Consider the following 20,994-nt stretch of genomic DNA (forward strand, 5'->3'; position numbering starts at 1 on the left):
TGGCGGCCATGATCACCTTCGCCCCGGACGCCGCACCGGGATCCTGGCAGCTCGCCGAGGCTCTGCTCCGTTGCGAGAGCGCCCGCGAGCGCATCGAGGCGGCCGTCGTCGCGCTGCGTGCGATCGAGGCGGACTGCGGATGGCGCTCGAGGAGCGCCGATTTCCTGCAGCGGGAGCTGGAGGCCCAGCGACAGGCGCTCGGGGTGGCGGGGGAGTCGCTGCCGTCCATCGAAACGGCGCTGCAGGCGGGGTGAGCGCGGATGGCCGATGACGTCGAGATCACGCATGGCGGCATGATCGCGGTCGATCCGGATCGGCTGCGGTCGGCGGCAGGCCGGGTGCGGACCGAGGCGGAGGAGGTCGCATGCGCGCGGCAGGATCTGCTCGCGATCCCGGGTCTCGTCGACGACGTCCCGCTCGCCCGCGGGTTCCCCGCGCTGTGGTCGGCGGTGGCCCGACTGCAGAACGTCGAGGACGCGCTGGAGCGGCTCGCCGTCGGGGTCGGCACGATGGCCGACGTGTACGAGCTGGCCGATCTGCGCGCACGGCAGGCCATGCTCGGCGCGGGCGACGTCGCGGCCGCTCGGGATATCCGCCGCCGCGAGGAGCGGCTTCTGGCCGGTGACGCGAGGCTGTCCGCTCTCGACGAGCGACTGCAGGAGAGCTGGCGGCGGGGCGTCGCCGAGGGCTTCACTCCGGGGGGCGAGCAGGGGTCGCTGCCCGGGACGGCCGGCGATGCGCTGCTGCTCGGGCCCAGCCCCGCGCTGTTCCTGCTCCAGAGCGTGCTCGGGTGGAACGCGCGGGTGCAGGCGGAGGGCGCGCAGCGCCTCATCACCTCCGTCGCGGCCGAGAACGGCGTGGTGCGCCCGGCGCCGCTCGCGCCCGCACCCGGGCTCGTCCTGATGGCGGATGCGCGAAGCCCGGCGGGTGTCAGACCCCGGGTGGGGGATGTGGTGATCGACCGCGGCCCCGTCGCCACGATCCCGGCCGGACCCTCGACCCTCGCCGGGGCGGTGTCGCGCATCCCCTTCGGGCGTTCGTCTCAGGTGCGGGTCGAGACCTATCGGATGGGCGACGGCGCGCAGCGCTTCGTGGCCTACATCGACGGCACCCGTGGCCGGTCCGCGGAGGAGCCGTGGTCGTTCGCCTCGAATCTGCAGATGTACTCCGAGCACGCCGAAGCCGACTCCTACAGGGCCGTCGTCGAGGCGCTGCGCGATGCCGGCGCCGGCGCGGACACCCCGGTGGACCTGGTGGGGTACTCGCAGGGCGGGATGATCGCCGGCCTGCTCGCGCAGTCCGGCGAGTTCGACGTGCAGGGCGTCGTCACCGTGGGATCCCCGATCGAACCGGTCCTGCCGAACGACGTGCTGAGCGTCGCCGTCCGGCATACCGACGATCCGGTCGCCGGCCTCGCGGGCGGCGGCAGCCCGAACGGCACCGGCTCGCCGGACAGCCTGGTCATCCGTCGCACGGTCGCTCCCGGCCACGGGACGGATCCGCAGATCCCGGCGCACCTGCTCGACGGGTACGCGGAGACCGTGCGTCGCGCCGAGGCTTCGGGGGACGAGCGGATGACGAGGATCGCCGAGCACTTCGCGGTGCTCGACACCGCGACGTCGATGACGGCGACCGACTACACCGCCCGACGGATCACGGGATGAGGAGGATCACCCGCGCCGCGGTGTTAGCGATCGCGGTCGCGCTGACGCTGCGGGCGCAGGATCGCGTTGAAGACCGCGTTGATCACGGCGATGAGGAAGGCGGCGACGATCGTCCAGCCGAAGCCGCCGAGCGCCAGGCCCCAGCCCCAGAAGCCGGTGATCCAGGCGGTGAGCCAGAGCAGGAATCCGTTGATCACGAGCGAGATGAGCCCGAGCGTGAGGATGTACAGCGGGATCGCCACGATCTTCACCACGGTGCCGACGATCGTGTTCACGATCGCGAAGACGGCGCCGATCGCGAGCAGCGTGACGAGCAGCGGGACCATGCCGCCCGGCGGATAGGGGGTGACCGAGACCTCCAGGACCGTGATCAGGCTCACGACCCAGATAGCGAAGGCGTTCACGATGACGCGGATCAGGAACCTCATGATGCCGATTGTCGCATCCGCACCCGGGATCCGCCCAGGAATCCTCCCGGGCCTTCCGCGACGGCAGAGCGGTGGTCGTGCCCGCCCGGCCGGAACAGCCCGGGGCGCCGGATCTAGACTCGACGCGTGAGCGAAGAGATCCTGCCCCGCATCCGTGAAGAGATCGCGGCCCTTCCGCCGTACCGCCAGGGCAAGCAGGCCGGTGCCGACGCGTTCAAGCTGTCCAGCAACGAGAACCCGTTCGACCCGCTGCCCTCGGTCCTCGCCGCGCTCTCCGACGCGACGCCGATGAACCGCTACCCCGACGCGACCGCGGGTGCGCTGCGCGCGCGCCTCGGCGAGCGCTACGGCGTCGCGCCCGATGCGGTGCACGTCGCCTCCGGCAGCGTCGCGATCCTGTACCAGCTCGTGCTGGCCGCGGCGACCGTCGGCGACGAGGTCGTCTACGCCTGGCGCTCCTTCGAGGCCTACCCCGGACTGCCGCTCGTGGCCGGGGCGACCGGGGTGCAGGTGCCGCTCACCGCCGACGCCCGTCACGACCTCGACGCGATGGCCGCCGCGATCACCGAGCGCACCCGCGTGGTGATCGTGTGCACGCCCAACAACCCGACGGGTCCGATCGTCACGAGCGCCGAGTTCGCGGCGTTCGTAGAGAAGGTGCCGCAGGACGTGCTGATCGTGCTCGACGAGGCCTACGCCGAGTTCGTCACCGCACCCGACGCCGTCGACGGCCTGGCCGAGCGCATCTTCGAGGCGCACCCCAACGTCGTCGTGCTGCGCACGTTCTCCAAGGCGTACGGGCTCGCGGGCCTGCGCGTCGGCTATGCGATCGGCCACCCGCGCGTGCTGGATGCGGCCCGCACGACCGCGATCCCGCTGTCGGTCACCGCGGCCGCCGAGCGCGCCGCGATCGCCAGCCTCGACGCCGAGGACGAGCTGCGCGCCCGCGTCGCTGTGATCGTCGAGCGCCGCGCGGAACTGGTCGAGGGCCTGCGCGCACAGGGCTGGGACGTCCCGGACGCCCAGGGCAACTTCGTCTGTCTCCCCACCGGAGAGGCGACCGTCGACGTCGCCGCCGCGTTCGAGGAGGCCGGTCTCATCGTGCGCGCCTTCCCCGGCGACGGGATCCGCATCTCGGTCGGCGAGGCGGAGTCGCTGCCCCGCGTGCTCGCCGTCGCCGCCGCACAACGAGCCTGACGCCTCGCGCGCCCGCCGGCCGGTGCGTCCGGCACGGATGCACGGCGCGGCCACGGATGCAGGACCGATCGGGCGGATCCGTCGTGCATCCGTGCCGGGATCCTGCATCCGTCGCACGGCAGGTCCGTCGTGGGCCCGTTCCGATGCAAGGCGTCCCACGCAAAAAGCTAGGGGGACCTGGCATTAATACGTGGGACACCTGGATATCCGCGCACCCGCATGCGTCCGTGGGGATCGTCACAGCGGGCCGGTGATCGTTTGTGCGCACCCTCCACTGCGAAGGCGGAAACCTCGGTTAGCGTAGACAAGGTGACTGACGCCGATATCCCCACCGTCCGCGTCCTCGATGCCGACGGCCGCTTCATCCCGAGCCCCGCCGCGGAGGAGTATCTGCCCCTCATCGAGGCTCTGCCCGACGGCGACCTCGAGCAGTTCTACCGGGACATGGTCGTGATCCGCGCGATCGACACCCAGGCCACGAACCTGCAGCGCCAGGGCCAGCTCGCCCTGTGGCCGCCGAGCCGCGGGCAGGAGGCCGCCCAGGTCGGATCCGCCCGCGCCGCCCGTCCGCAGGACACGCTCTTCCCCTCCTACCGCGAACACGCGGTCACCCGCATCCGCGGCGTGGATCCGATCGACATCATCAAGCTCATGCGCGGGACCTCGAACGGGGGCTGGGATCCGACGGATCCCCGCAACGGCAACACCCGCATCTACACGCTCGTGCTCGGCTCGCAGACCCTGCACGCGACGGGCCTGGCGATGGGGCTCGTCTTCGATGGCAAGTGCGGATCCGGCGACGTCGACCGCGACCAGGCCGTGATGGTCTACTACGGTGACGGCGCCTCCAGCCAGGGCGATGTGCACGAGGCCATGGTGTTCGCCGCGAGCTACCAGACCCCGGAGGTGTTCTTCCTGCAGAACAACCACTGGGCGATCTCGGTGCCGGTGAAGACCCAGTCCCGCGTTCCGCTCGTCCAGCGCGGTGCCGGCTACGGGATCGAGTCGGTCCGCGTCGACGGCAACGACGTGCTCGCGAGCTGGGCGGTGACCCGCCGCGCGCTCGACGAGGCGCGCACGGGCGGCGGGCCGCGCGCGATCGAGGCCGTCACGTACCGGATGGGCGCGCACACCACGAGCGACGACCCCACGAAGTACCGGGGCAGCGACGAGGAGCAGGAGTGGTCGCTGCGGGATCCGATCGTCCGCATGCGCGCGTTCCTGGAGAACAGGGGAGCTGCCGGCTCGGTCTTCGCCGATGCCGACGCCGAGGCCGCGGACGCCGCCGAGGATCTGCGCGTGCGCACCCCCGAGGTCGCCTCGCCGACCGCCGAGGCGATCTTCGACCACGTCTACAGCGATCCGCATCCGCTCATGGCGGAACAGAAGGCATGGCAGGCGCGGTACGAGGCGTCGTTCGGAGCCGGCGCATGATCGCCCGCGCCTCGGAATCGAGGATGAATCGCACTCCGCAGGAGATTCAGGACGGATCCGTCCTTCGATCCTGCGATCGTCCTGCACACGTGAAGGGATCCCGCGCATGACCACGGTGGACACGACCAGGACCGGCATCGAGACGATGCCCTTCAGCAAGGCCCTGAACGCAGGCCTGCGCAAGGCGATGGAGGACGACCCGCGCGTCATCCTCATGGGCGAGGACATCGGCCCCCTCGGCGGGGTGTTCCGCATCACCGAGCACCTGCAGCGCGACTTCGGGCCGCAGCGGGTGCTGGACACGCCTCTCGCCGAGTCGGGCATCGTCGGCACCGCGATCGGCCTCGCGATGGGCGGGTTCCGCCCCGTGATCGAGATCCAGTTCGACGGCTTCGTCTTCCCCGCCTTCGACCAGATCACCACGCAGCTCGCGAAGATCACGGCCCGCCATGACGGTCGGGTCTCGATGCCGATCGTGATCCGGATCCCCTACGGCGGACACATCGGCGCGGTCGAGCACCACCAGGAGAGCCCGGAGACGTACTTCGCGCATACCCCTGGCCTGCGCGTGATCTCGCCGTCGACCCCGAACGACGCGTACTGGATGATCCAGGAGGCGATCTCGTCGAACGACCCCGTGATCTTCCTCGAGCCGAAGAGCCGGTACTGGCCCAAGGGCGAGGTCGACCTGTCGGCCCCGGCGCTCCCGATGCACGCCTCGCGGGTCGTGCGCCGTGGATCCGACGTCACGCTGGTCGGGCACGGTGCGATGGTGTCGACGCTGCTGCAGGCCGCCGCGCTCGCCGAGGCCGAGGGCACGAGCTGCGAGGTCGTGGACCTGCGCTCGCTGTCGCCGGTCGACTACGGGCCCCTCCTCGACTCGGTGCGCTCCACGGGCCGCATGGTCTATGCGCAGGAGTCGCCGGGCTTCGTGAGCCTGGGCAGCGAGATCGCGGCGACCGTCATGGAGCGCGCGTTCTACGCGCTCGAGGCGCCCGTGCTGCGCGTCTCGGGCTACGACGCCCCGTTCCCGCCCGCGAAGCTCGAGAGCACCTACCTGCCGGATCCGGACCGGATCCTCGAGGCCGTCGACCGGTCTCTCGCCTACTGATGTCTTGTCCGGTCGTCGAGCGTCCTTCGTCTCGCTCCGCTCGCTCAGGAACCGGAGCCGTGTCGGTTCCTGAGCGAGGAGCGCAGCGACGAGACGAAGGACGCCGCCGCCGTGTGAAAGGATCCCGACCATGAGCACCCAGACCTTCACCCTCCCTGACGTCGGGGAGGGCCTGACCGAGGCTGAGATCGTCACGTGGCGGGTCGCCCCGGGCGATGCCGTCGCGGTCGATGACGTGATCTGCGAGATCGAGACCGCCAAGTCGCTCGTCGAGCTGCCCTCGCCGCACGCCGGCACGGTCGGCGAGATCCTCGTGTCCGAGGGGAAGACGATCGACGTCGGCACCCCGATCATCACCTTCGTGACGAGCGCGGCCGAGCCGGCCGCCCCGGCTGCGACGCCCGAGGCTCCGGCCGCGGAGGAGGGATCCGGATCCGTCCTCGTCGGGTACGGCTCCGGTGCGGAGGCCACCTCGCGTCGTCGTCGCCCCGCCGAGCGCCCTGTACGCTCCACGGTCGGAGTGATCGCGAAGCCGCCGATCCGCAAGCTCGCGCGCGACCTCGGCGTCGACCTCACCCAGGTCGCCCCGACCGGCGCGGACGGCGAGGTCACCCGCGACGACGTGATGCGCCACGCCGAGCAGGCGAGCGTGTTCCGCAACATCCAGACCCCGGAGTGGGGCGACGTGCGCGAGGAGAAGCTTCCGGTCCCTGAGCGAGCGTCCTTCGTCTCGCCTTCGGCTCGCTCAGGAACCGGCGAAGGGCCGGTGGGCCTCGCCCGCGGACTCGCGCCCGCCCGCCCTTCGACAGGCTCAGGGGCCGGCGCCGACGAGAGCCGCACCGAGTCCATCCCGGTCAAGGGCGTCCGCAAGGCGACGTCCTCCGCGATGGTGCAGAGCGCCTACTCCGCGCCGCACGTGACCGTGTGGAAGGAGGTCGACGCCTCGCGCACGATGGAGCTCGTCAAGCGGCTCAAGGCCTCGCCCGACTTCGCCGACGTCAAGGTGTCCCCGCTGCTGATCATGGCGCGCGCCGTGATCTGGGCCGTGCGCCGCACCCCGATGGTCAACGCCGCCTGGATCGACACCGCCGACGGCGCCGAGATCGCGGTGCGCCACTACGTGAACCTCGGGATCGCCGCGGCCACGCCGCGCGGCCTGCTCGTGCCGAACATCAAGGACGCGCAGGACCTCGGCATGCGCGACCTTGCCCGTGCCCTGAACCGCCTCACCGCCACCGCGCGCGAGGGCAAGACCACTCCCGCCGAGCAGCAGGGCGGCACCATCACGATCACCAACATCGGCGTGTTCGGGATGGATGCGGGCACCCCGATCATCAACCCGGGTGAGGCCGGCATCGTCGCCATGGGCACGATCAGCCAGAAGCCGTGGGTCGTTGACGGCGAGGTGCGCCCGCGCTGGGTCACGACCGTGGCCGGATCCTTCGACCACCGCGTCGTGGACGGCGACGGCATGAGCCGCTTCATCGCCGACGTCGCCGCCGTGCTCGAGGAGCCCGCGCTGCTGGTCGACTGATTGACGGATATAGTCGCCAAAGTGGCACAATTTGACGACTGTATCCGTCATTCTGGGTCCGACGATATGACCTCCGGTGCTGATGGATGCTTCCGAGCGAACCGACCATCTGCTCCCCTTGGCCGGTGTTCCGAGTTGAAGGCAAGGGGGGAGGGGCTACCCGAGGTGCCGCGGGGCAGCGCACGTGCACGCTGACGGTTGGGCCCGTCGAACGCGTCGGTCATGGTGCTCAGTGCTTCCGGTGCTACGCCGAAGCTCAGAGCGACGTCCCGCCAGTCCGCCGTCGCCACCTCAACGGCAGTGATGATGTCGGATGCGGCGGATTCCGTCAGCCTGAAAGCATCATGGTTCTCCAGCAGCAGGCGGATGTCCCGGTCGCTGGGGTCGTCGCGGCGGCTCACGGGCGTGGATTCCAACGTCCCGAGCTTGTAGAACGGGTTGATGTCGAATGCCGGCGCCAATCGCCATCCGTTGCGTTCTCGGAGGAATCCGTGGTTGCGCATGTGGTCGTCGACGTTGTTGACGAGAAGAGTGACGGCGACCCGCCGGAACAGTTCCGCCGAGTCAGCGTCCGCGCCCGCGGAGTTCCTCTGCAGGGTGCTCACCAGGCGGACGTAGTCGACATATTCCCCACCGGACTTGTTCAACATCCCGTCCGCACTGAGGTATCCCTGGCGTCGTTCGGCCTCGCGGTCGAAACGCTCGACGACCAAGACGGAGTTGTACTCGAAGCGGTGGTGCTCGAAACGGGGGACTCTCACGCCTGAGCGTCGCGCGAGTTCCAGGCAAGTGGCCTCCCACGCCATTGCATCACCGAAGTCGTCGCGTGCTGGCAATTTCGCAATCGCGAGCTGACCATGGGAGTTGAGGACGGTGGCCTTTGGCCGCGCCCCGCCCAGGGATGTTCCAGCCTGCAGAAGCGTGAGCTTGTCGGCGGGGACTTCCTCCCCCCGCTCAAAGGCTTTCGCTGCCTCGACGAGCGCCGGGAGATCGGCCAGTCGCGCAGTCTTGCCGTCGGGCGGCGACTGGTACTCGCCATCCTTGCGTACTCGCAGCGCGCCGAGGCGCTCTGCATTGCCGACGCGTTTGAGAACCTCGAGCTCAGTGAGGTGTTGGTACCGGCCGGTGGCGCGACGTTCGATGGACTGCATGAGACGGCGTCCCCATGTGTCCGGCTGCGCGTCGGCAAGGCCAGCGAGCATCGGTCGTGTGCCGGCGGGGATGAACTCCCCTCTGCCTAGGCGCAGAGAAGGCGCCAGCGGGTAGGCCTCCGGGTGGGAGAGGTAGTCGTCGGCGTACTCGAATGCGACAATCCCGCCGGTGTCGTCAGCGGTTCCGGCGTGCGTCTCTTCCCCCGAAGGGAGCACGACGGATATTTCCAGCCTCATCAGCGACCTCCCTCGATGCGGCGGCGGAGTAGCGCGCGGCCGCGCTCATCCGATGCGGGGTCGAGAACGTCTCGCACTTTGCCGTCGAGACCAAGCGCCTCAAGCACAGCGAAGACATTCTCGAGCTTGACCGAGCCCGCTCCGCCCTCGAGTGATCGGAGGGTGTCCCGGGTGATTCCGGCGCGTTCGGCGACCACAGTGGCGGACAGTCGGGAGAGCGTGCGCCATGCTCTGATGTTCTGTCCGAAGTCGACGAGATTCTGGTTGTTGCTCATTCTTGCTCCGTTTTGACGGTTGTAGTCGTCAATCTTGGTGAATATGACGATTGTATCCGTCAGAATCTGCGCTGTGATGCTTCGCGCGGAGGTCGAGGGCCGCGGCGTGCCGTCGCGCCCCGGCAGTGGCCGGAGCTGACACAACGTGCATCTCTTCGTCTTCCAACGTGCAGGCCGCCAGGCTCGTCGATGGAGGTCAGACCCCGGGGAGCCGTCCTCAGCCGTGCAGCCGCTGCGCCACGAGCCGCGGCAGGCCGACGGTCCTGGCTGAGGCCAGGGCCGTGGAGACCGCGCCGGCGAGCACGATGTCGGCGCCGAGGTGCGAGCGCAGGATCGTCGGCGCCGGGAGGTCGAGCAGCGGGCGCAGCACGTCGCGGGCCGCGTCCAGGACGGGCTGGATGCTCTCGGCGATCGCGCCGCAGACGATCACGCGCTCCGGGTCGTAGGTGCTGCCGAGCACTGCCACGACGCGCGCCAGGTACTCGCCGGCGCCGCGCACGACCTGCGCCGCGTCGGGGTCCCCGGCGGCGGAGAGGGCGAGCACGCGATCCGCGCGCAGGCCGTTCGCGACGAGCGCGGCCAGGGCGCCGCCGGCCGCGACCCTCCCGGAGGCCAGCAGCTCCTGGGCGATCCGCGTGATCGCCGGGCCGAGCCCCTCGGCCGAGCCGACGCCGCGCACGTGGTCCAGCAGCACCATCTCGCCCACGCCGCCGTGCGCGCCGTGCAGGATGTGCCCGTCCACCACAGCGCCGGCGCCGAACCGCTCGCCGGCGATCAGCGCGATGTAGTCGCGGCAACCCGCGGCCTGACCGAGGTCGCCCTCGGCCGCGGCGGCGAGCACGGCGTCGTTCTTGATCTCGACCACCGGCGCCCAGCCGGCCAGCACCTCGGCGAGGCCGGGGTTGGTGCGCTCCCAGAAGCCGTCGGGGTGCGGCGGGGACGAGCCGTCCCGCGCCACGGGGGCCGCGACGCCCGCGCACAGGGCGAGAACGCGGTCGCGGGGCACTCCGCTCGAGGTCAGGGCCGCGTCGAGGTGGCGCAGGATCGCTGCGCGGCGCTGACCCACGGTGTGCAGCGGATCCAGGTCGGCGCGCGCCTGCGCGAGCGGGGTGCGCGCGAGGTCGGTGACGGTCACGCCCAGGTGCGTGTCGCCCGCGTCCAGCGCGATCACGGCGCCGAGGTCGGCCGGCAGCTCGAAGCGCCGGGCCGGGCGTCCGGCCGAATACTCGCCGGCGTCCCGGGCGTTCGCGAGCTCGCGCACCACGCCCGTCTCGACGAGCGTGTCGATCGCATCGATCGTGGTCGACCGCGTGAGCGAGGCGCCCGCCATGGCCTCCGTGGCGGTGAACGGACCGCGGCCCCAGGCGAAGTCCAGCACCTGGCCCAGGCTCGGCCTGGTGGCGCCGACGTCGGCGGCGGATGTCGACATGATGCTTGACCTCTCGGGTGGACCTCTGTCAGAGTAACCCTTGTCCGAGTTGATTCGGGCACAAAATCTAATCTCCGAAACAAGGATCCGCCGGCCGTGCCGAGATGCGCACGAAGACCCGGAGCCCGTCGGAAGGGATGAGGACGAAGGTGTCTGCACCACGCACGCGGATCGCGAGGGCGCTCGCCGGCCTCGCCGCGCTCGCCGTCGCCGGGGGAGCCCTCGCCGGCTGCGCCCCGGCCGACGGGCGCGAGACGATCCGCTTCACGTTCAGCAAACGCGAGGCGATCGACTTCATGACGAAGAAGGTCGCGGAGTACAACGCCTCGCAGTCGAAGGTCAGGGTCGTGATCGACACCTCGGGCGTCGACGTCGTCTCGGCGAGCTTCGTGCGGGGCAACCCGCCGGACCTCATGCTCGCGAACTACAACATGGAGGTCGCGCGCTTCGTCTCGCGCTGCGCGCTCAGCGACCTGAGCGGCACGAAGGCCGCCGGCGAGATCGCCGCCACCTACCAGCCGCTGCTCGATCAGTACGGCACCTGCGCGGGCCGCACCAGCGCGCTGCCGTACTCGGTCATGGCGGCGTCGGTCATCTACAACACGCAGATCTTCGCCGAGCACCGCATCGCCGTGCCGAAGACGTGGGACGAGCTGATCGCGGCATGCGACGAGCTGAAGGCCGCCGGCGTCACGCCGTTCTACGCGACGCTCAAGGACGACTGGACCGTCGGTCAGGGCTGGTACGACTACGCGGCGGGCGGATCCCTCGACGTGCTCGACGTGTTCCAGAGGCTGAACGCCGAAGGGGCGAAGGTCGGACCGGACTCGGCGACCTCGTTCTCCAAGGACTTCGCCGCGCCGATGGCGAAGATGCAGCAGCTGCTCGGCGCCTACGTCAACAAGGACGCGGCCAGCCGCGGCTACGGCGACGGCAACCTGGCCTTCTCGAAGGGACAGGCCGCGATGTACCTCCAGGGCCCCTGGGCGTTCAGCGAGATCGCGAAGACCGCGCCCGATCTGAAACTCGGCACCTTCCCGCTGCCGATGACGGACAGCGCCTCCGACCTCAAGGTGCGCGTCAACCTCGACCTCGCCGCGATGATCCCCGAGGGCTCGCACCACAAGGCCGCCGCGAGGGACTTCCTCGAGTACCTGTACCAGCCGCAGAACATCGAGGCGTACAACGCGTCGCAGCTCGGGTTCACCCCCACCACCTCGGCGCCGGCGCCGGACGACCCCCGCGTGGCCGGGATGATCCCCTACGTCGACGAGGGACACATCTACCAGGGGCCGTCCGTGCTCGTGCCCAAGACCATCCCCGTCTTCAACTACGCGCAGGCCATGGCCCTGGGGGCGAAGCCGCAGACCACCCTCGCGACCATGGACGCCGACTGGGCGCGACTCGCGTTCCGCGCCCCGGCCGCCCGCGACACGAAGGGAGCGGCGCAGTGAGCACCACGACCACGATCGTCACCCAGGGCGACCGCACGGTGCGTCGCAGCGCGCGGCGCGTCGAGCCGATCTACTACCTCTTCCTGCTGCCGAGCCTGATCCTGTTCACGCTCGCGATCACGGTCCCCGCGGCCATCGGGATCTTCTTCAGCTTCACCGACTCGATCGGCATCGGTGACTGGAGCTTCAACGGGGTGACCAACTACCTCGCGGCGTTCAGCGATCCGGCCATCCTGCAGAGCTACCTGTTCACGTTCGGCTTCTCCCTCGCCACGGTGATCGTGGTGAACGTGATCGGCTTCCTGCTCGCGGTCGGCCTCACCTCGCGGATCCGGTTCAAGACGGGTCTGCGCACGATCTTCGTGATCCCGATGGTGATCTCGGGCATCATCATCGCCTACGTCTTCAACTTCCTGTTCTCGAACTCGATCCCCGGGCTCGGGAACGCGACAGGGCTGGAGTGGCTGCAGACCAGCATCCTCGCCAACCCCGACCTCGCCTGGGTCGCGATCGTGATCGTGACGGCCTGGCAGGCGATCCCCGGCACGCTGCTCATCTACATCGCCGGCCTGCTCTCGGTGCCCGGCGAGGTGTACGAGGCCGCCGCGATCGACGGGGCGTCGAAGACCCAGCAGCTCACCCGGATCACGGTGCCGCTCGTGTTCGGCTACGTGGTCATCAACGTGATCCTCGGGTTCAAGGGCTTCCTCAACGCCTACGACATCATCATCGGCCTCACCAACGGCGGTCCAGGCACCGCGACGCGCAGCGTCGCGATGACGATCATCGCCGGTTTCAACGGCGGCGACTACGCCTACCAGATGGCGAACGCGACCATCTTCTTCGTCGTCGCCATCCTCATCTCCCTCCTCCAGCTCTCGCTGACGCGCGGAAGGAACGCCCTCTGATGTCGACCCAGACCCTGCTCGCGACCGAAGCACTCACGACCGAGTCCCTCACCACCGGATCCGCCCGCGGCCGCCGCCGGCGCGTCCGCATGGAGCGCGTCAACTGGTCGGGCACGATCATCCTGATCCTGTGCGCGATCACCGTGCTGCTGCCGCTCTACGTCACGATCTCGATGGCGTTCAAGACCACGAATCAGGCGGTCGACGGCAATGCCTTCTCGCTGCCCGCACCGTTCTCGATCGACGGCTTCGTGCAGGCATGGAACCTCACGACGTTCCCGGTCGGGGCCGGCATCTCGCTGTTCGTGACCGCCGGCACCGTGGTGCTCACGATCGTGCTCGCAGCGTTCGCGTCGTACGCGATCGTGCGCAACTGGGACCGGAAGCTGTTCCGGTACTCGTTCTTCTACCTGCTCGCCGCGATGTTCATCCCGTTCCCCGTGGTCGCGCTGCCGCAGATCCAGCTCACCGGGCTCGTGCACCTGGACAACCCGTTCGGCGTGGTCATCCTCGCCACGATGTTCCAGCTGAGCTTCAGCGTGCTGCTGTTCACCGCGTTCCTGCGCTCGATCCCGCTCGAACTCGAGGAGAGCGCCCGCATCGACGGTGCGAGCACCTGGCAGACGTTCTGGCGGATCATCTTCCCGCTGCTCGGTCCCATGAGCGCCACGGTCGGCATCTTCGCCTTCCTCTACGCCTGGAACGACTTCATGATGCCGTCGCTGATCATCTCGGATCCGGCCTTGCAGACCCTGCCGGTGAGGCAGAACCTGTTCCAGACGCAGTTCAGCAACAACTACAACGTGTCCTTCGCCTCGTACCTGATGGCCATGGCCCCCGCGATCGTCGCCTACCTGTTCACGCAGCGCTGGGTGATGGAGGGCGTGACCCAGGGCGCCGTCAAGGGCTGACCCCGAGCCTGTCGACGGTCCGGCGCCGAGACCACCCGAACCGCAAACCCCAGAAGGGAACCCCATGACCGATGCAGTCCTCACGACCGACACCCTCGTGACCGGATCCGCCGCCGCCTGGTGGCGCCAGGCCGTCGTCTACCAGGTCTATCCGCGCAGCTTCTCCGACACGAACGGCGACGGCCTCGGCGACATCCGCGGTGTCGTCGAGAAGGCCGACTACCTCGCAGGCCTCGGTGTCGACGCCGTGTGGCTGAGCCCGTTCTACCCGTCGGAGCTGGCCGACGGCGGCTACGACGTCGCCGACTACCGCGACGTGGATCCGCGTCTGGGCACCCTCGCCGACTTCGACGACATGATCGCCGCCCTGCACGCCCGCGGCATCAAGGTGATCGTCGACATCGTGCCGAACCACTCGTCGGACCAGCACGCGATGTTCCAGGCCGCGCTCGCCGCGCCCAAGGGCTCGCCGGAGCGCGACCGCTACATCTTCCGCGACGGGCTGGGCGAGAACGGCGAGCTGCCGCCCGCGGACTGGACGAGCGTCTTCGGCGGCGCCGGCTGGGAGCCGGTCGGCGACGGCCAGTGGTACTTCCACTTCTTCGCCACCGAGCAGCCCGACTTCAACTGGGACAACCCCGACGTGCACGCGGAGTTCCTGAGCACGCTGCGGTTCTGGTCGGACCGCGGGGTCGACGGCTTCCGCATCGACGTCGCGCACGGGCTGAGCAAGGACCTGCCGGACGTGCTGCCGAGCCAGGCCGAGCTCGACGCGATGGACACCACCGACGGTCAGCACCCGATGTGGGACCGCGACGCCGTGCACGACATCTACCGCGAGTGGCGGCAGGTGTTCGACGAGTACGACCCGCCGCGAATCGCGGTGGCCGAGGCGTGGGTGGCCACGGCCGAGCGCCGCGCGAAGTACGCGACCCCGGACGGGCTCGGCCAGGCGTTCAACTTCGACCTGCTCGAGGCGGACTTCGACGCCGCGCAGTTCCGGCACATCGTGACCGACAACCTCGCGCAGAGCGAGGCGACCGGATCCAGTTCCACCTGGGTGCTCTCGAACCACGACGTGGTCCGTCACGCGACCCGCTACGGCCTGGCGCCGCTGAACGGACGCGACGTCAAGCAGGGGTCCGCGTGGATCCTCGCCGGCGGTCCCGCGGACCAGGTCGACCTGGAGCGGGGCGGACGCCGCGCGCTCGCCGCGTCGCTGTTCCTCCTCGGCCTGCCCGGCAGCACCTACCTGTACCAGGGCGAGGAGCTCGGCCTGCACGAGGTCGCCGACATCAAGGCCGAGGACCGGCAGGACCCTGCGTTCTTCCGCGGCGCCGACCCGGACCGCGACGGGCTGGGCCGCGACGGATGCCGCGTGCCGCTGCCCTGGACGCGCTCCGGATCCTCGTACGGTTTCGGCCCCGCCGGCGCCCACATCCCGCAGCCGGCCTGGTTCGCGGACTACGCGGTCGAGGCCGAGGACGCGGATCCGGCGTCCTCGCTGAACGCCTACCGGCGCGCACTCGCCCTGCGCCACGAGCTGCAGACCGGCGAGAGCCTGGACTGGATCGAGACGGGCCGCGACGACGTGCTCCGCTTCGTGCGCCCGAACGGCTGGCAGGTCGTGACGAACTTCGGCACCGAGCCGTTCCCGCTCGCCGCCGGCGAGGAGCCGGTGCTCGGCGCGCTCGTCGACGGCGCGGTGGCCGGCGAGAGCACGGTCTGGCTGCGCGGCTGAGCGGATCCGCCTCCGGAGGACCCCGCGCTGCGGGATGAGCCACCGGCGCCGGGCGGACAAGAGGAGGGGCCGACGCGAATGATCGCGTCGGCCCCTCCGTCCGTTCAGCGGGAGCGCCCGCCCAGCGGCGCGCGGGCGGCGGAGACGCCGCTCTGCGACTCGAAGGACACGGCCAGCACCGGAGACGCCGGCGTGCCGGTGAGGCTGTCGCCCGTGCCGCTCGCGGTGGTGCTGACCGGGAAGCCGACGTCGGTCCGTCCAGAGCCCACGGCCTTCTCGGTGCTGCCCAGGACCTTGGCGCCGTCCCAGAGGAACACCCGGGCCGTGCCCGCCCGCGGGGTCTGCAGCGCGACCTTCGCGATGCCGCCGGAGACGGAGGAGGAGAGCACCTTGAGCGCGTGGTCCGCCTTCGACGATCCGCCGAGGGGCACCTGGTCGCCGGCGGACTGCAGGATCGACTGCGGTGAGGCGACCGACCGCGCCGCGGTGTCGGGCAGCGTCGGATCCTTGGGGGCGGCACCCGCGTCGGCGATGCCGTCGAGCGTGATGATGCCCCAGCGCCACGGATCCGCCCGCATGCCGGGGAACGTCGACCAGCCGACGCGGTTCTGCGCGGCCTTGTTCTGGGTGTCCGAGTCGTTCACGACCACGTTGAACCCGACGTGGGCAGGGTCGAGGTTGTCGGGCAGCACCGAGAACGGGATCTTCACCTCGAGGTCGTAGCCGGTGTACTCGGCGGCGGTCGGCGCCATCCGGACCGCCACCTCCATACCGGGGGCCGTCACGGCCGCCTCGCCCTGCCAGTTGTCCCTGTCGCGGCCCACTCCGGGTGCGCCCGTCATGGTGTCCATCGAGGGCATGATGCCGCCGATGAAGGTGTGCGCGGTGTTGGGCGCGTCCCCGCGGGGGTCGACGTAGATCTCGACCGAATCGGTGCGGCGCTGGCGCTTGTTGTCCGCGGCCGGGAGGATCGTCCCGCGGACGTCGTCGGCGACCGAGATGAACAGGTAGAGGTTCGCGTCGTCGTGGGTGATCCAGGTCTTCGCGCTGATCGAGGCGGTGGTGCCGCCCATCGGGGATCCGTCCCAGATCGTCTCCACCGGGATCGGATCGCCGGGGTACTCCTCGTCCCGGCGGACGCCGTCCAGCACGGGGGCGACGTCGGCGCGCTGCACCGCATAGGCGGGCACGAGGTTCATGGTGACCGATCGGGCGGCCGTGCCGGCATCGCTCACCGCGCGGACGGTCACGGGCCAGTTGCCGCCGTTGCTCGCACGGTTCGCGGTGGGGATCGCGGTGTCGGTGTTGGCGACGTCGAAGGTGAGCGTGGCGGTCGCCCCTGCCGCGAGCCCCGCATAGGGCAGTTCGGCCGGCGATGCGGAGAACCCGGCGGGGAGCTCCAGCGAGACCGAGCCGGAGCGGACCTGGTCGGAGAAGTTCTGCACGACCACGTCCAGCGGACGCGTGCGGCCCTGTCCGACGGGGAACAGCTCGGGGACGAGCACGTCGAGGTGCTTCATCCCGAGTCCGGCGGTCCACTCCCGGAACAGGCGGATCTCGGGCAGCGGGCTGATGGTCGCCTCCACCGCCCCAGCCACGCGGAGCTGGGCGAACGTGGTGCCGGAGGCGCCGCCCGCGGTGAGCGTCGCCTCGACGCGCGCCTGGGTGCCCACCGGGTCGGATCCGGCGGTGACCTGGAACGTGAGGCGCTGGGATCCGCCCTTCTTGAGCGCGCGCACGGACTGGGATCCGCTCACCGACCACCCGCTCGGGACCGCCAGCGTCACGGCGCCGCCCGCGAGCTTCGCGTCGTCCGGCGCGGTGATCGTCACGTCGACGGCGAGGCTCTGACCCGCGACCGCCTCGAATCGCGAGGGGCGCACGTCGATGAGGGTGCCGAAGGGGAGGCCGCCGTCGATCGGCAGCGCCGCACCGCGCAGGGCGGCGTCGCCGCCGGAACGGGGATCCGCGAGCGGGGTGCGGGAGTGGATGACCGTGAACCACGAGGTGGAGATCTTGGCAGGGTCGGTGGGGCTCGCGGCCATCTCGGCCCAGCCCTGCGTGACATAGGCCCAGCGTGCGAGGTCGAGCATCTCCGACCAGCGGCGGCCGTTGCGGGCGCTGGGGGTGCCGTTCCAGCAGCCGAAGACGACGTCGGATGCGACGGACGGGGTGTAGCCCGCGGCGACGCCGCCCTCGCCGTTCGCGCCCGAGCCGTTCGCACCGGCGCGGAGGATGCGCCGCGGCTGCCAGGCGGCGAAGCCCTCGGCGAGATGCTCGGGGAAGCGGCTGGGGTCGCCGGCCGCGAGGTAGGCCTCGACGGCGAACATCGCCGCCTGCTGGTGGTTGCCGTGGTTGCCCTCGACGGCCGACGGGTTCATCGTGACGATGACATCCGGCCGGGTCGCGCGCACCACGCGCACGATGCGGCCGAGGACCGCGTCACCGCCCCAGACCTGATGCGACAGCGGGGCGCTCGCGGTGTAGTAGAAATCCAGGCCATCCAGGTTGAAGACGTGCTCGATGCCCGCGTAGCCGACGGCCTTGCGCTCCTCGGCCTCGCGCATCATGCCCAGCGGCGGTCCCTCCTCGAGCCCGACGGCGTTGCCGCCGCCCTCGCCGCGGGTGACCGTGATCACGCCGGCCTTCATGTCGAAGAACTCGTTCCACTGACCGAACACGCCGAGGTTGCCCGCCTCGTCGTCCGGGTGCGCGCCGATGAACAGCACGTTGAGCTTGACGGCGCCGCCCGGAGCCGCGAGCGCCTGTTCCGCGGCGCTCAGCGGCGAGACCTGGAAGGCGGCGCCGGCCGCGGCGGCGACGCCGAGCACGCCTCCGGCCTTGAAGAGGGTGCGGCGGGACATCGCGCGCTGGGACAGGGGGAGTCGATCGTCCATGAGTCGTCCTTCCGCGCGAGCGGACGTCGACGTCACGCCCCGCGCATTCGGTGGAGAGGGGAAGCGGTACTTTCTTTCTGTGTAGAAATAACCGCTAACAGCAATTCCACAGGTGCCGGGGATGGGCGTCAACGCCGGAAAATATCTCCGCTGCCGCGTCCCTTTAGGAACGGGGCGGCGGAGTTCACGCCTCGACGGCGTCGTCCGCGAGCATCACCGCGCCGCGCAGCGACGCATCGGGCCCGAACTCGGACAGCAGCAGTTCCGGCGCATAGGGGAGGGCGGTGCCGAGGCGCTCCGACAGCGGCTGGAACAGGGCGGATCCCGCCCGGGTCATCCCCCCGCCCACGACGATCCGCGACGGATCGCAGGTGAGCGCCGCGGTGATGAGATGCCGGGCGATCTCGTCGATCGTGCCCGACCACATCTCGTCGGCTGCGGGGCTCGTGCCGCGCGCCGCGATTAATCCAGGGACGTCGGAGGCGGGTACGTGACCGTCGGCCGCGACCCGTCGCTCGAGACCGCTGCCGCCGGCGAACTCCTCCAGGGTCGGGACGCCCGCGCGCCACTCGGACACCGCGCCCACGATGCCGTATCCGATCTCGCCCGCGGCACCATGGGCGCCGCGGAGCACCCGGCCGTCCAGCACCGGGGCGATCGCGATGCCGGTGCCGAGATTGACGTAGAGCCCCACCCTCGTGCCCCGCAGCGCGCCTGCTCTGGCCTCCGCCAGGGCGGCGGCCTTCACATCGTTCTCGATCGCGACCGGGACGGCTCCGAAGGCGTCCCGGAAGCGGCCCGCGAGGTCGAGCTCGGACCACCCGACGACGTTCGGGGCGAGGTCGACCCTGTCGTCGAACACGATCCCCGGTGTCGACACCCCCACCGCGTCGACGACGCCTGGCTCCGCCAGGCGCGCGGCGGCCGCGAAGGTCCGCTCGAGCACGCTCACGGCGGGCTCATCCGCGCCGATCCGCAGGCGCTCGTCCCTGCGCGCGCCGTCCGCGGACTCCACGCGGAGCGCGACCTTGGTGCCGCCGAAGTCGATTCCGAGAACGCTCATCCGGCGCGACATCCGCCCGATCACGCCTGAAGGGCGGCCGTCGCATCGACCAGCCGGTCGGCGACGGCGTCGAGGTGATCGCGCTTGGCGTCGCGCCAGCGGCGCAGCTCCTGCTCGGTCTCCTCCCGGGCTGCGGCCATGCGGGCGACCTCGCTCGGGGCGGCGCCGCCGGTCGAGGTGCGCACGGCGACGAAGTTGTCGGCGTCGAGCGCGCGGGCGACGTCGTCGGTCGTCAGGGGGACCTCGCGACCCGTCACCTCCTGGGCGACCTCGCGCACGCGGTCGGTGGAGACGGAACGTACGTCGGTCATCCCCGCGGCGTCGGCCTCGCGGACGATCCGGGAGACGACGGTGTGCGCCTGGGTGAAGGTGAGCCCTCCGTCGCGCACGAGCGTGTCGGCCAGCTCGGTGGCGTTCGCGAACGACGCCAGTGCGCGCTCGCGCATCACGTCGGTGTTCACCTGGATCGTTCCGAGCACGCCGGTCAGCAGGTGCAGGACGTCGGTGAGGGTGTCGACGGCGCGCCACGCGTACGGCTGGAGGTCGTCCTCGGTGTCGACGATGTCGCCGAACGGGGTGTTGTGCATCATCGTGAGCACGGTCGCGGCGCTCGCCGAGGCCGCCGACAGCAGGGACCGGGAGTGCTCGATGGAGACCGGGTTGCGCTTCTGCGGCATGATCGAGGAGATCTGCACGTAGGGGGCCGCGACCCGGTACAGGCCGAACTCCGCCGTGCACCAGGTGAGGAAGTCGACGCAGCTGCGCCCGGTGTCGATCGCCATGAGCTGCAGCGCGATCGCGGAGTGCGCGATGTAGTCGGTCGCGGCGACGGCGTCGTAGGAGTTCTCCACCAGCCCGCCGAAGCCGAGCAGGCGCGCCATGTTCTCGCGGTCGATCGCGAAACCGGTGCCGGTGAGCGCCGCCCCGCCCATCGGCGAGAAGTCGAGGCTCTCGTACGCCTGCTCGACGCGGCGGATGTCCCGGCCGAGCACGTCGGCGATCGCCAGGAAGCGGTGCCCGAGCACGGAGGGCTGCGCCGGCTGCGTGTGGGTGTGCTCGAGGGTGAGCGTGTCGGCATGCTCGGCGCCGAGCCGGATCAGCGTCGCATAGAGCTCGCCGGCGGCGTCGAGCACCTTCAGCAGCTGGCGCCGCATGACCATGCGGTACAGGGTCATGCCCATGTCGTTCCGGCTGCGCGCCGTGTGCAGGCTGCCGGTGACCTCTCCGCCGATCCGCATGAGCTCGTGCTCGACGGTGAAGAACAGGTCCTCGAACTCGCCGGTGTACTCGCTGGCCGCGAGGGCGCCCAGGTCGAGCCCGTCGATGGCCGACGCGATGGTCGCGGCCTCCGCATCGCCGAGGATGCCGGCGTCGTGCAGCATCACCAGGTGCGCCCGGTGGATCTGGATCATGGACGGCAGCAGCATCCGCTTGGCCTCGTTGTACGCGGGGCGCAGCACGGCCGTGGTGTAGCTCTCGCCGGGGAAGGATGCGCCGTCGCGCTGGACGATCTCGTCGCGGTTCATTCTCTATCTCTCTCTGAAGGGTCTGTGGGCGGAG

General features: G+C 70.5%; 17 protein-coding genes. 10 read left to right on the top strand and 7 right to left on the bottom strand.

The features are described 5' to 3' along the window. Nucleotides 1–8: 8 nt before the first annotated feature. Nucleotides 9–254, top strand: a complete 246-nt coding sequence (locus CQ044_RS08760) for a hypothetical protein (RefSeq protein WP_105688116.1) — start codon at nt 9–11, stop codon at nt 252–254. 6 nt (nt 255–260) lie between these two features. Then, entirely contained in the window at nt 261–1,664 is a 1,404-nt protein-coding gene (locus CQ044_RS08765; protein WP_105688117.1) for a hypothetical protein, read from the top strand. Between the two features lie 23 nt (nt 1,665–1,687). On the opposite strand, the gene CQ044_RS08770 is transcribed toward CQ044_RS08765, so the two are convergent. Further along, entirely contained in the window at nt 1,688–2,092 is a 405-nt protein-coding gene (locus CQ044_RS08770) for a phage holin family protein (RefSeq protein ID WP_045271448.1), read from the bottom strand. A gap of 126 nt (nt 2,093–2,218) precedes the next feature. On the opposite strand from CQ044_RS08770, the gene CQ044_RS08775 reads away from it, so the two are divergent. From CQ044_RS08775 to CQ044_RS08790, 4 genes are all read left to right on the top strand, one after another. After that, nucleotides 2,219–3,289, top strand: coding sequence for a histidinol-phosphate transaminase (locus tag CQ044_RS08775; protein WP_105688118.1), 1,071 nt, complete (start codon nt 2,219–2,221; stop codon nt 3,287–3,289). Nucleotides 3,290–3,598: 309 nt separating this feature from the next. Continuing rightward, entirely contained in the window at nt 3,599–4,723 is a 1,125-nt protein-coding gene (locus CQ044_RS08780) for a thiamine pyrophosphate-dependent dehydrogenase E1 component subunit alpha (protein WP_258133220.1), read from the top strand. A 106-nt stretch (nt 4,724–4,829) separates the two neighbouring features. Next, a complete protein-coding gene (locus tag CQ044_RS08785; protein ID WP_105688120.1) occupies nt 4,830–5,834 on the top strand; it encodes an alpha-ketoacid dehydrogenase subunit beta in 1,005 nt (334 codons plus the stop codon). Between the two features lie 130 nt (nt 5,835–5,964). After that, complete coding sequence (locus tag CQ044_RS08790) at nt 5,965–7,368, top strand: dihydrolipoamide acetyltransferase family protein (protein WP_105688121.1); 1,404 nt, start codon at nt 5,965–5,967, stop codon at nt 7,366–7,368. Nucleotides 7,369–7,415: 47 nt separating this feature from the next. Here CQ044_RS08790 and CQ044_RS08795 read toward each other — a convergent pair whose 3' ends face one another. The 3 genes from CQ044_RS08795 to CQ044_RS08805 form a co-directional block, all read right to left on the bottom strand. After that, a complete protein-coding gene (locus tag CQ044_RS08795; protein WP_105688122.1) occupies nt 7,416–8,756 on the bottom strand; it encodes a type II toxin-antitoxin system HipA family toxin in 1,341 nt (446 codons plus the stop codon). Next, nucleotides 8,756–9,175 (bottom strand): helix-turn-helix domain-containing protein, encoded by a 420-nt coding sequence (locus tag CQ044_RS19820; RefSeq protein WP_258133221.1) that lies wholly within the window; start codon nt 9,173–9,175, stop codon nt 8,756–8,758. The genes CQ044_RS08795 and CQ044_RS19820 overlap by 1 nt, the downstream gene beginning before the upstream one ends. A gap of 73 nt (nt 9,176–9,248) precedes the next feature. Then, nucleotides 9,249–10,460 (bottom strand): ROK family protein, encoded by a 1,212-nt coding sequence (locus tag CQ044_RS08805; protein WP_105688123.1) that lies wholly within the window; start codon nt 10,458–10,460, stop codon nt 9,249–9,251. Nucleotides 10,461–10,609: 149 nt separating this feature from the next. Between CQ044_RS08805 and CQ044_RS08810 the strand changes: the two genes are divergently transcribed. The 4 genes from CQ044_RS08810 (at nt 10,610) to CQ044_RS08825 (ending at nt 15,474) form a co-directional block, all read left to right on the top strand. Continuing rightward, nucleotides 10,610–11,914 (top strand): ABC transporter substrate-binding protein, encoded by a 1,305-nt coding sequence (locus tag CQ044_RS08810; protein WP_258133222.1) that lies wholly within the window; start codon nt 10,610–10,612, stop codon nt 11,912–11,914. Continuing rightward, complete coding sequence (locus CQ044_RS08815) at nt 11,911–12,822, top strand: carbohydrate ABC transporter permease (protein WP_105688124.1); 912 nt, start codon at nt 11,911–11,913, stop codon at nt 12,820–12,822. The genes CQ044_RS08810 and CQ044_RS08815 overlap by 4 nt, the downstream gene beginning before the upstream one ends. Beyond that, entirely contained in the window at nt 12,822–13,733 is a 912-nt protein-coding gene (locus CQ044_RS08820; protein ID WP_045271455.1) for a carbohydrate ABC transporter permease, read from the top strand. The genes CQ044_RS08815 and CQ044_RS08820 overlap by 1 nt, the downstream gene beginning before the upstream one ends. 64 nt (nt 13,734–13,797) lie before the next feature. Beyond that, nucleotides 13,798–15,474: a glycoside hydrolase family 13 protein gene (locus tag CQ044_RS08825; protein ID WP_105688125.1), complete on the top strand. Its 1,677-nt coding sequence runs from the start codon at nt 13,798–13,800 to the stop codon at nt 15,472–15,474. Between the two features lie 104 nt (nt 15,475–15,578). On the opposite strand, the gene CQ044_RS08830 is transcribed toward CQ044_RS08825, so the two are convergent. From CQ044_RS08830 to argH, 3 genes are all read right to left on the bottom strand, one after another. Next, the gene (locus CQ044_RS08830) at nt 15,579–18,371 is read right to left on the bottom strand and encodes a sugar-binding protein (RefSeq protein WP_105688126.1); all 2,793 of its coding nucleotides are present in this window, start codon (nt 18,369–18,371) and stop codon (nt 15,579–15,581) included. Between the two features lie 184 nt (nt 18,372–18,555). Next, nucleotides 18,556–19,434 carry an ROK family protein gene (locus CQ044_RS08835; RefSeq protein WP_181158242.1) on the bottom strand — a complete coding sequence of 293 codons (879 nt, stop codon included), beginning with the start codon at nt 19,432–19,434 and terminating at the stop codon, nt 18,556–18,558. Between the two features lie 20 nt (nt 19,435–19,454). Then, nucleotides 19,455–20,960, bottom strand: a complete 1,506-nt coding sequence (gene argH / locus CQ044_RS08840; protein ID WP_105688128.1) for an argininosuccinate lyase — start codon at nt 20,958–20,960, stop codon at nt 19,455–19,457. Nucleotides 20,961–20,994: the final 34 nt, after the last annotated feature.

The organism is Microbacterium sp. MYb64, from assembly GCF_002979495.1.
Classification (GTDB): domain Bacteria; phylum Actinomycetota; class Actinomycetes; order Actinomycetales; family Microbacteriaceae; genus Microbacterium; species Microbacterium azadirachtae_A.

Bases quoted from the DNA above. Each gene is read 5' to 3' on its own strand.
- CQ044_RS08760 (WP_105688116.1), top strand. From the start codon at position 9: ATGATCACCTTCGCCCCGGACGCCGCACCGGGATCCTGGCAGCTCGCC.
- CQ044_RS08765 (WP_105688117.1), top strand. From the start codon at position 261: ATGGCCGATGACGTCGAGATCACGCATGGCGGCATGATCGCGGTCGAT.
- CQ044_RS08770 (WP_045271448.1), bottom strand. From the start codon at position 2,092: ATGAGGTTCCTGATCCGCGTCATCGTGAACGCCTTCGCTATCTGGGTC.
- CQ044_RS08785 (WP_105688120.1), top strand. From the start codon at position 4,830: ATGACCACGGTGGACACGACCAGGACCGGCATCGAGACGATGCCCTTC.
- CQ044_RS08790 (WP_105688121.1), top strand. From the start codon at position 5,965: ATGAGCACCCAGACCTTCACCCTCCCTGACGTCGGGGAGGGCCTGACC.
- CQ044_RS08795 (WP_105688122.1), bottom strand. From the start codon at position 8,756: ATGAGGCTGGAAATATCCGTCGTGCTCCCTTCGGGGGAAGAGACGCAC.
- CQ044_RS08805 (WP_105688123.1), bottom strand. From the start codon at position 10,460: ATGTCGACATCCGCCGCCGACGTCGGCGCCACCAGGCCGAGCCTGGGC.
- CQ044_RS08820 (WP_045271455.1), top strand. From the start codon at position 12,822: ATGTCGACCCAGACCCTGCTCGCGACCGAAGCACTCACGACCGAGTCC.
- CQ044_RS08825 (WP_105688125.1), top strand. From the start codon at position 13,798: ATGACCGATGCAGTCCTCACGACCGACACCCTCGTGACCGGATCCGCC.
- CQ044_RS08830 (WP_105688126.1), bottom strand. From the start codon at position 18,371: ATGGACGATCGACTCCCCCTGTCCCAGCGCGCGATGTCCCGCCGCACC.
- CQ044_RS08835 (WP_181158242.1), bottom strand. From the start codon at position 19,434: ATGAGCGTTCTCGGAATCGACTTCGGCGGCACCAAGGTCGCGCTCCGC.
- argH (WP_105688128.1), bottom strand. From the start codon at position 20,960: ATGAACCGCGACGAGATCGTCCAGCGCGACGGCGCATCCTTCCCCGGC.